At 67.0% G+C, this 10,219-nt stretch carries 10 protein-coding genes; 6 read left to right on the top strand and 4 right to left on the bottom strand.

Translation table 11 applies throughout. From position 1 onward, the window contains the following. The 3 genes from cmrA to RJ05_RS06525 form a co-directional block, all read right to left on the bottom strand. Positions 1-782 (bottom strand): mycolate reductase (gene cmrA / locus RJ05_RS06515; RefSeq protein ID WP_036534299.1); only part of this gene is annotated, 782 nt, incomplete at its 3' end. Between the two features lie 229 nt (positions 783-1,011). Further along, the gene (locus RJ05_RS06520; RefSeq protein WP_036534301.1) at positions 1,012-3,048 is read right to left on the bottom strand and encodes an NADPH-dependent 2,4-dienoyl-CoA reductase; all 2,037 of its coding nucleotides are present in this window, start codon (positions 3,046-3,048) and stop codon (positions 1,012-1,014) included. 21 nt (positions 3,049-3,069) lie between these two features. Then, entirely contained in the window at positions 3,070-3,642 is a 573-nt protein-coding gene (locus RJ05_RS06525) for a PadR family transcriptional regulator (RefSeq protein ID WP_036534304.1), read from the bottom strand. Between the two features lie 195 nt (positions 3,643-3,837). Between RJ05_RS06525 and RJ05_RS06530 the strand changes: the two genes are divergently transcribed. Further along, positions 3,838-5,184 (top strand): MFS transporter, encoded by a 1,347-nt coding sequence (locus tag RJ05_RS06530; RefSeq protein WP_036534307.1) that lies wholly within the window; start codon positions 3,838-3,840, stop codon positions 5,182-5,184. A gap of 9 nt (positions 5,185-5,193) precedes the next feature. Here the strand turns inward: RJ05_RS06530 and RJ05_RS06535 are convergent, their stop codons facing one another. Next, positions 5,194-5,802, bottom strand: coding sequence for a TetR family transcriptional regulator (locus RJ05_RS06535; RefSeq protein ID WP_228800904.1), 609 nt, complete (start codon positions 5,800-5,802; stop codon positions 5,194-5,196). A gap of 180 nt (positions 5,803-5,982) precedes the next feature. On the opposite strand from RJ05_RS06535, the gene RJ05_RS06540 reads away from it, so the two are divergent. The 5 genes from RJ05_RS06540 (at position 5,983) to RJ05_RS06560 (ending at position 10,019) form a co-directional block, all read left to right on the top strand. After that, the gene (locus RJ05_RS06540; RefSeq protein WP_036534311.1) at positions 5,983-7,041 is read left to right on the top strand and encodes a ferredoxin reductase; all 1,059 of its coding nucleotides are present in this window, start codon (positions 5,983-5,985) and stop codon (positions 7,039-7,041) included. Positions 7,042-7,061: 20 nt separating this feature from the next. Further along, a complete protein-coding gene (locus tag RJ05_RS06545; RefSeq protein ID WP_036534312.1) occupies positions 7,062-8,246 on the top strand; it encodes a fatty acid desaturase family protein in 1,185 nt (394 codons plus the stop codon). Then, positions 8,247-8,591: a hypothetical protein gene (locus RJ05_RS06550; RefSeq protein WP_036534313.1), complete on the top strand. Its 345-nt coding sequence runs from the start codon at positions 8,247-8,249 to the stop codon at positions 8,589-8,591. Positions 8,592-8,801: 210 nt separating this feature from the next. After that, positions 8,802-9,122, top strand: coding sequence for a hypothetical protein (locus RJ05_RS06555; RefSeq protein ID WP_036534317.1), 321 nt, complete (start codon positions 8,802-8,804; stop codon positions 9,120-9,122). A gap of 174 nt (positions 9,123-9,296) precedes the next feature. Next, on the top strand, positions 9,297-10,019 hold the full coding sequence (locus RJ05_RS06560) for a DUF4389 domain-containing protein (protein ID WP_036534315.1): 723 nt from the start codon (positions 9,297-9,299) through the stop codon (positions 10,017-10,019). Positions 10,020-10,219: the final 200 nt, after the last annotated feature.

The following is a 10,219-nucleotide window of genomic DNA, read 5'->3' on the forward strand; positions in this document are numbered from 1 at the left end:
AACGCCCCCGCGACCGGCGCGGTGACCGCGCGCGGCCCGTACTGCCCGGCCACGCTCATCCCCTTCGAGATCAGGCCGGGCACGATGCGCATCTTGTTGCGGGCCAGGGCATCGATGGAGACCCTGGCGGTGTACTCGGAGGAGACCCACATGAAATCGGGGACCATGCGGTCGACGATGGACGCCTCCGACGGATCCGGTGTCTCGGTGCGAACCGGCCCGGGCGCCAGCAGCGTCACGTGCACGCCGGTGCCCTTCAGCTCGCCGCGCAGCGACTCGGAGAAGGTGTTGGCGAAGGCTTTGCTCGCGGCGTAGGTGGCATTGTTCGGGATGGGCATATTGCCCGCCGCCGACCCGCTGATCAGAATCCCGCCGCCACCGCGCTCGATCATGCCCGGCAGCACCGCCAGGCTGAGGTCGTGTACGGCGACGGCGTTGAGTTCGAGCTGGTCCCGCTCGTAGGCGGGGTCGAGTTCGGCGACCGGGCCGAAGGTCGCGATGCCCGCGTTGTTGCACAGGATCGCGATATCGCGAGCCGCGAGCTCGGCCACCAGCGGAGCCCGCTGCTCGCGGTCGGCCAGATCGACCGCACGCACCTCGGCGGTGATGCCGTGCGCGAGGGTCAGCCGCTGCGCCAGCTCCTCGAGGACGTCCCCGCGCCGGGCCACCAGGATCAGCGAGTATCCGCGCATGGCCAGCTCGGCGGCCAGCGCGGTCCCGATTCCGGACGACGCTCCGGTGACGACGGCACGGTTATCGGCAGTGGGGGAAGGCAAGCTCACGCCATGAGCGTAAGCGACTCCGGTCCGTCACGTACCGCTGGCCGGATCGCACCTGTCACCGTTGCGCCCCAGCGGGTGCAGACCCTTTGTTCGCTCACCTCGGAACTCGCCCAATTGTCGCTCAGCGGTGGACGGCAGGTGGTGTTTCGGGATCCGCAGCACGCGGTGTCCGCCGGGTAAGACGAACACTCCCGGACCGTAGCGCCGCTGTGTCAGTGCAGCGCCGGCTTCACAGCCGGGCGGCCAGACGGGTGCCCTGGTCGATCGCGCGCTTGGCGTCGAGTTCGGCCGCGAGTTCTGCACCGCCGATCAGGTGCGGGTGCACGCCCGCGGCCCGCAGCTCGTCTTCCAGATCGCGCACCGATTCCTGACCAGCGCAGATGACGACGTTGTCGACCGGGATCAGCCGGGGACGCTCGCGCTTCTCGCCGAAGCTGATGTGCAGCCCGTTGTCGTCGATGCGCTCGTAGTTGACGCCGCCGATCTGCTCGACGCCCTTGGCCTTCAGCGCCGCCCGGTGCACCCATCCGGAGGTTTTGCCCAGGCTCTTGCCGAACGATCCCGACTTGCGTTGCAGCAGTACCACATCGCGGGCGGCGGGGGCGGGGACGGGCGTGGCGAGCTGGCCGCGCACCTGCTCGTCGACCGAGTCGACGCCCCACTCCTGCTTCCATTCATCGAGTTTCAGCGTGGGGTGGCCGTCGACGGTGAGGAATTCGCTGACGTCGTAGCCGATACCGCCCGCGCCGATCACCGTGACCCGCTTGCCGACCGGCTTCTGCTCCCGCACCAGTTCGGCGTAGGTCAGCACCATCGGGTGGTCGATGCCGGGGATGTTCGGGATGCGCGGGCGCACACCGGTGGCCAGCACCACCTCGTCGTAGCGGCCCTCGATGAGTTCGGCGGCGGTGGCGCGTTTGCCGAGGTGGACGGTGACGCCGGTGAGTTCGAGTTTGCGGGTGAAGTACCGGATGGATTCATCGAACTCTTCCTTGCCGGGAATCCGGCGGGCGATGTCGAATTGGCCGCCGATCTTGTCGTCGGCCTCGAACAACTCCACCCGGTGCCCGCGTTCGGCCAGGTTGACCGCGGCGGAGAGCCCGGCGGGCCCGGCGCCGACCACCGCGATGCGCTTGCTGCGCCGCGTCGGTAGCAGTTTCAGCTCGGTTTCGTGTCCGGCGCGCGGGTTGAGCAGGCAGGACACGGTCTTGTGCTGGAAGGCGTGGTCGAGGCAGGCCTGGTTGCAGGCGATGCAGGTGTTGATCTCGTCGACCCGGTTCTGGGCGGCCTTGTTGACCCACTCCGGGTCCGACAGGAACGGGCGCGCCAGCGATACCAGCTGGGCGTCGCCGCGGGTGAGGATCTCCTCGGCGATCTCGGGCATATTGATCCGGTTCGACGCGCAGACCGGGATGGTGACCTTCGAGGTGATCTTCGCGGTGAATTCGACGAACGCCGCGCGCGGTACCGAGGTGACGATGGTCGGCACCCGGGCCTCGTGCCAGCCGATATCGGTATTGAGGATGCTCACGCCCGCTGCTTCGAGTTCCTGTGCCAGCGCGACGATCTCGTCGAAGGTCTGCCCCTTCTCCACCAGCTCGGCCATCGACAGCCGGAACACGATGATGAAGTCGTCACCCACCGCGGCCCTGGTGCGCCGCACGATCTCGACGGGCAGCCGCCGCCGGTTCTCCGGCGTTCCACCCCATTTGTCGGTGCGTTTGTTGGTGCGCGGGGCGAGGAACTGGTTGATGAAATAGCCTTCACCACCCATGATCTCGACGCCGTCGTAGCCGGCGAATTTCGCCAGCCGGGCGCAGCGCGCGTAATCGTCGATGGTCTGTTCGACGCCCTTGGCCGAGAGCTTGCGCGGCCGGAACGGGTTGATCGGGGCCTTGATCGAGGACGCCGAAACACTGCCCGGCATATAGGAATACCGGCCGGCGTGCAGGATCTGCAGGGCGATCTTGGCACCCTCGGCGTGCACCGCGCGGGTAATGGCGCGATGGCGGTAGGCCTCGGTCTTGTTGGTGAGCTTGGCGCCGAAGGGCAGCAGCCAGCCGGTGCGGTTGGGCGCGTAACCGCCGGTGATGATGAGCCCGACGCCGCCGCGTGCGCGTTCGGCGAAGTAGGCGGCGAGGCGGTTGGTGTCCCAGGCCCGGTCTTCGAGGCCGGTGTGCATCGACCCCATGATCACGCGATTGCGCAACGTGGTGTGGCCGAGATCGAGGGGCTCGAACAGGTGGGGATAGCTGGTCGATCGCACGAGCGGGCTCGCTTTCTTACCTCAGTCCGCGCCCGGGGCTGTCGGGCGCGAGGGTGGAGTGTTCGGTCGCAGGGCTTGCAGGACCTCGTCGCACCATTCGGCGGACCCGAGCTCCTTGCGGATGCCCGCGCGGAGCACCAGGTACTGGTGCAGCCCGGTGCCGGTGAGCTGATCCGGTGCCGGGAAGTCTCGTTTTTCGATGAGCCGGTACAGCTCGAGCCGGCGCAGGTGTTCGTCTCGGCGCCGGGCCACCTCGGTCAGCAGCGCGTCGAGGTCGCCGTAGGCGGCGGCGCGGACCTTGACGAAGAACTCGTTGCGCTCGCGTTCGGGCTCGGTGGGTTCGGCGATCCAGCGCGCCAATTCCGCGCGACCGGCCTCGCTCACCGCGTAGACCTTCTTGTCCGGCCTGCCTTCTTGGGTCACCGATTCGCTGTGCAGCCAGCCGGATTCCTCCATACGGCGCAGTACGCGATAGATCTGCTGATGGGTGGCGCTCCAGAAATAGCCGATCGACTTGTCGAACCGGCGGGCCAGTTCGTAGCCGGACCCGGCGCGTTCGGTCAGCGATACCAGCAGGGCATGCTCGAGTGCCATGCCACACAGAGTATCCGAGACCGCAGGTACTATGCAACTAGGTGCATATTGTGGATTCTTGTGAACCTTGACCTGCCGCCGGCCGGTCGCCGACTGCTCATGACGAGGTGCCTGCCCAGCGCACGCGGGCGTCGGAATCGCGGGGCGCGGCCCGAAGCCGGGCTACAACGGCCCCGCTCGATTAGGGTGCGCGGTATGAGCGAGGTCGACGTGCGCGGTGCGGCTGGGACCGGGCGCGGGCAGGTGGTGGCGTGGGGTCTGTGGGACTGGGGTTCGGCCGCCTTCAACGCCGTCATCTTGACCTTCGTCTTCTCGGTATACCTGACCGACACCGTCGGCGACGATCTGCCGGGCGATATCTCGGCCGGCGCCTGGCTGGGCTGGGCGCTCGGCATCGCCGGACTGGTGGTCGCGCTGACCGCGCCCGTCAGCGGACAGCGCTTCGATGCCACCGCCAACCGCAAACGGTCTCTCGGTGCGCTGACCGCGTTGACCATCGCCGCGATGGCCGCGATGTTCTTCGTGCACGACGACTACCGCGATCTGTGGCTCGGGCTGGTCCTGCTCGGCGTCGGCTCGGCCTGCTTCGAACTGGCCAATGTGCCCTACAACGCCATGCTGCGCCAGGTGTCCACGCCTGCCACCGTGGGCCGGGTCTCCGGATTCGGCTGGGCCATGGGCTATTTCGGTGGCATCTTCCTGCTGCTGATCTGCTATCTCGGCTTCATTGCCGGTGACGGTGACCGCCGCGGGCTGTTCGGCATCCCCACCGACGACGGCCTCAACATCCGATTGGTCGCCGTGCTGGCCGCGGTCTGGTTCGCGGCGTTCGCGTTGCCGGTGCTGTTCGCGGTGCCGGAAGTGGTGCGCACCGGCGCCGATCCCGGTGCGGCGAGCGCCGGGTTCCTCGGCTCCTACCGGGTGCTGTGGCGCGACCTGCGTGAGCTCTGGATCGCCGACCGGCGCACGGTCGGATTCCTGTTGGCCAGCGCCATCTTCCGTGACGGTCTGGCCGGGGTGTTCACCTTCGGTGCGGTGCTGGCCGTCGGTGTGTACGGCTTCGGCGACGCCGATGTGCTGCTGTTCGGCATCGCCGCCAATGTGGTCGCCGCGCTCGGCGCGATCGTCGCCGGCCGTTTCGACGACCGCGTCGGCCCGAAGCTGGTGATCGTGGTGTCGCTGGTGTCGATGATCATCTGCGGCACGGTGTTGCTCATGGTGTCCGGGCCGGCCATGTTCTGGGTGTTCGGGCTGATGCTGACGGTCTTCGTCGGACCTGCCCAGTCCTCGGCGCGCTCGTTCCTGGCCCGGCTCGCGCCCGCGGGCCGGGAGGGGCAGCTGTTCGGCCTCTACACCACTACCGGCCGGGCGGTCTCGTTCCTGGCGCCGATGCTGTTCGGCTTCTTCGCCTGGGCGTTCGCCACCGACCGTGCCGGCATTGTCGGCCTGCTCGTGGTGCTCGGCCTCGGGCTGCTCGCCCTGCTCGCGGTACCGGGACCCGACCCGGTGCGAGACCCCGCGGTGAAGCCGGCGAAGGAGTGAGTCCGGGATCTAGCGCTTCCAGACACCCATGCCGAGGGCGATGAGCCGGACCTGATAGACCGTGCGGTCGATCGTGTGCTGCCGATCGCGCGGCGCGGCGGCGACATAGTCGGCGATGCCGTCGGCGACTGTGGACACGATCAGTTCCGCCGCCAGCTCGAGATCCTCCGATGACCAGGTGTCCAGCGCGCTGATCCGGGAGAAGTCGACCACCAGCTCGCGCACGATGAGCTGCATCTCCATGTCGATGGCCCGACGCAGTGCGGCCGAACCGCCGCGGCGCTCACGGGTGAGGAACCCGAACAGTTCCCTTTTCTCGGCTACCTGATCGAAGACGAAACGCACCGTCTCCGACAGGTGCGCGTCCGGCCTGCGGCGCAATTGCCGCAACGCCAGTCGAAGGGCCTTGACGCCTTCGTCGACGAGGGTGGCGCCCAGATCGTCGAGCGAGGCGAAATGCCGGTAGAAGGCGGTGGGCACGATGCCCGCCGAACGGGCGATCTCGCGCAGGCTGAGCGCGGCGAATCCGCGGTCGGCGGCCAGGGCGAGGGTCCCGTCCAGCAGCGCCTGCCGTGTGCGCTCCTTGCGCACGACCCGGGTTTCCGCCTGCTCACTCATCCCGGTGAGCATACATCCGTTCACCATGTACCCATTCTCCAGATGTAGTTCGCGTCACACCAGATGCTGGTTGACATCCGTCCCCGGTCATCAGTCACACTATTGAGTGTACAGACGTACACCGAAATTTGTCTCGGGCTCGATTGCCGAGTGTGACCAACGACAGCACGGAGAAACCGCATGGTGGATCTCATCAACTTGGTGCAGACCCTGACCACACCGCATCCGCTCGACCGCTACCTGGAGCTGGTGCGCCCGATGCTCACCGCCAGGGAGATGCGGGCGGAAGTCGTGCGCGTAGACCGTTCGGTGCCGGGAACGGTCTCGCTGTCGCTGCGGCCGACGCGCCAGTGGTCCGGCTTCCAGGCCGGCCAATTCGTGCAGATCGGCGTCGTCATCGACGGCGTGCGCCACACCCGCTGCTATTCACCGGTGAACTCGCAGCACCAGCGCGACCGCCGCATCGACCTGACCATCCGAGTGCATCCCGAAGGCCTGGTCTCGCGCTACCTGCACCGGGCCGCCGAGCCGGGCCTGGTGGTCGATCTCGCGCCCGCCTCGGGTGTGTTCCATCTACCGCGGCAGCGTCCGGACCGGGTCCTGTTGATCAGCGGCGGCAGCGGCATCACGCCGGTACTGTCGATGCTGCGCACCCTCACCGACGAGGGGTACACCGGCCCGGTGGTGTTCCTGCACTACGCCCGCTCGCCGGAATACGTGCCGCACCGCGCGGAACTGGCCGCCATCGCCGCCGCCCATCCCAACGTGTCACTGCAGATGCGTTATCCGGAACTGGACGGCAGTGCCTTCGATTACGACGAACTCGAGCGGACCGCACCGTGGTTCGCCGACGCGCACACCTACCTGTGCGGGCCGGGCCCGCTGATGGATTCGGTGCGCCGGGTGTTCGACGCCGAACAGCTCGGCGAGCGGCTGCACACCGAGGAGTTCACGGTGTCGGTGGCGCCGGTCGACGCGGCCGACGCGCACGGCACGGTGACCTTCTCCGCCAGTGGCGTCAGCGCCGACAACACCGGCGAAAGCCTGCTCGAACAGGCCGAAGCCGCCGGGCTGAACCCGGAGTACGGCTGCCGGATGGGTATCTGCTTCTCCTGCACCGCCGTCCGGCGCACCGGCTGCACGCGCAACTTGCGCACCGGTGAGACCGACGCCGATCCCGATCAGCCCATCCAACTCTGTGTCAGCGCCGCCGTCGGCGACGTCGACATCGACATCTGACAACTGAAGGGGAGCAACCGATGACCATTCTGACCGAGACCGAGGACGGCCCTCTGGTGCTCACGCCGGAGCAGGTCGAGGAGATCGGCCGCGCGCTCGACGAGCTGCGCGATCGCATCGTCGCCGACCTCGGTGAACGCGACCGTGAGTACATCTACTCGATCATCAAGGCGCAGCGTGGGTTCGAGGTCGCCGGCCGCGGCCTGATGTACCTGGGTTTCCTGCCGCCGTTCTGGCTGGCCGGTGTCGCCGCGCTAGGTGTGTCCAAGATCCTGGACAACATGGAGATCGGCCACAACGTCATGCACGGCCAGTACGACTGGATGCGTGAACAGGGCCTCAATTCCCGTGTGTTCGAATGGGATACGGTCTGCCCGGCAGATCAGTGGAAGCATTCGCACAACTACATGCACCACACCTACACCAACATCCACGGCCGTGACCGCGACATCGGCTACGGCATCCTGCGCATCGACGAGGACCAGAAGTGGAATCCGTACTACCTGGGCAATCCGCTCTACGCGTTCCTGCTGATGGTCTTCTTCGAGTGGGGCGTGATGCTGCACGACCTGGAGGCCGACAACATCATCCAGGGCAAGCGCAAGTGGTCGGATCTGAAGCCGCTGATCAAGGGTCAGCTGCGCAAGTCCGGGCGTCAGGTGCTCAAGGACTACATCATCTTCCCGGCGCTGACCGGGCCGTTGTTCGTCAGCACACTGGCGGGCAACTTCACCGCGAACCTGGTCCGCAACCTCTGGGCGTACTCGATCATCTTCTGCGGACACTTCCCCTCGGGCGTACAGACGTTCACCGAGGAGGAGACCGAGTTCGAGACCCGCGGTGAGTGGTATGTCCGGCAGATGCTCGGCTCGGCCAACATCACCGGCGGCAAACTGTTCCACATCATGTCGGGCAACCTGTCGCATCAGATCGAGCATCACCTGTTCCCGGACCTGCCTGCCAACCGTTACCCGGAGATGGCGCCGGAGGTGGAAGAGCTGTGCAAGAAATATGGCCTCCCGTACAACACCGGCCCGTTCACCAAGCAGATCGCTTCGGTATGGGTGAAGATTTTCCAGCTGGCGCTGCCGCCGAGTCTGCTCGAATCCCGTTTCGCCGCCCTGCTGCCCGCTGCACTACGGAAACGAAAGGCCCCCGGTGTTATCGTGATGCGACAGCGGAAGGCTACCGAAGTGGGCGTGTAAATGATCGGGAAATTCGAAGCCAACAAAGATCTGATCCAGGAATTGACGTCCTCCGGCGCCCGGCATGTCGGCAATATCGCCACCATCATCACCGGCACCGTCGCGGAGGTCACCCGGGAGATCGGTGAGTGGATCACCGACGCGATCGAAATGAACGAGGCGGCGGCCGCGGCCAAACGCGACGCCGCCGCGGGCCCGGTCGAGGCAGAGGCCGGCGATCCCGGGTTCGACGCCGAACCCCGGCTCGCCGATCCGGCCGACGATCCTCGATTCGCCGCCGACGCGCCACCGGCGAGCTACGTCGAGGCCGAGATCGTCGATCCGGAGCCCGAAAGCCCGCGCTAGGCGCGGGCCTGCCGACCACCATCGCGGCGAACCCCGTGGATGGCAGCGCCGGCGCCGAGGGTCCGACTGGGACGGACAACCCTCGGCGCCGGTGCGATCCGCGCGGTGCCGGATGGCCGCGCCGTCGGCGGGATCGGCCCGGCGCATTCCCGGCAACTGCCCGCGCGTAGTGCCTGCGCACCGAACCGCGATGGACTAGCCTCGGAGTTCGTGCCCGCCTACGTGTCCTCGCCCGAGTTGACATTCGGCTTCATGTTCGCGCTGGAAGACCCCGAGCGAATCGCCGAGGTCATCCGCGATCTCATGCTGCGTCAGACGGTATCGGTGTTCCGGCTGGCCCGGCTCTCCGACGACGCGGGCCCGCCGCAACGCTATGTGGTGAACTGGTCGTCGATTCCGCAGATCACCATCACCACCAGCGCGCCCGAACCCGATGTGCTGCGCGAGGATCGGATCATGCTGGTCAACGCGTTCCTCGGCGAGGACGGCGATATCAGCCTGTACTCCGCGCACGGCGAAGCGCCGCACTGAGGCGAATTCCTTCTCCGGAAAACCCGCGACACCAGCATTGTTCACCCGCCGAACGATTTGTTGGCGTGTCGGTACCGCAACGTTGTCGAAGTCTAAGCTGTTGTGGGACACAATCGCTCCATACGGCCATCGTGCCGCCCTGCTCCCCGAGCATCGGTGAAGGAGTGTCGAAACATGCAACCCGGCAATCCCGAGAATACCGGCGTCCCCGCGACTTCCGGGTATCCCGTCTACGTCCGCGGCGACCTCGACCCCACGCTGTCGCGGTGGATGTGGCTGGTGAAGTGGATTCTCGCCATTCCGCACTACATCGTGTTGTTCTTCTTGCACATCGCCTACGCGATCGTCACGATCATCGCTTTCTTCGCGATTCTGTTCACCGGCCGGTACCCGCGGGCGCTGTTCGAATTCAATGTCGGTGTGATTCGCTGGTCGTGGCGGGTCGGTTTCTATGCGTGGGGCGTGCTCGGCACCGACAAATACCCGCCGTTCTCACTCGATTCGAAGCCGGACTACCCCGCCGACGTCGTCGTCGACTATCCCGAACGTCTGCACCGCGGCCTGGTGCTGGTGAAGTGGTGGTTGCTGGCGATCCCGCACTATCTGCTGGTCGGGGCCATGGTCAGCGGTACCTGGGCGGCGTCGGGCTGGGATGAGGACTGGTCGGGCGCCTACGCGCCGCCGGTGCTCGGTCTGCTGGTGTTGTTCGCGGCGATCGCGTTGCTGTTCACCGCGCGCTACCCCGGCGGTTTGTTCGATTTCGTCGTCGGCATCCAGCGATGGGCGTTGCGTGTACAGGCGTACGCCTCGCTCATGCGCGACGAGTACCCGCCGTTCCGGCTCGACCAGGGGGCCCGCGAGCCCGGTATGCCGGCGGGCCCCAGCGCCATGAAGTAGTGACTTGTCGCGGCCGTGGGTGGTGTGCCCGGAATCCGGTGCACACCACCCACTGGTGTGTCAGCCGACGGGAACGGGCGCATCCAACCGGCCCGCCCGGGCGAGCAGGGCCAGCCCGCCCGCCGAGAGCGCGCCGATCGCGATCAGGCCGGCCCAGGCCAGCGAACTGACCCCCGCCGCGCGCGCCGCGTCCAGGATGG

Source organism: Nocardia cyriacigeorgica NBRC 100375 (assembly GCF_000308555.1).
GTDB classification, from domain to species: Bacteria; Actinomycetota; Actinomycetes; order Mycobacteriales; family Mycobacteriaceae; genus Nocardia; species Nocardia cyriacigeorgica.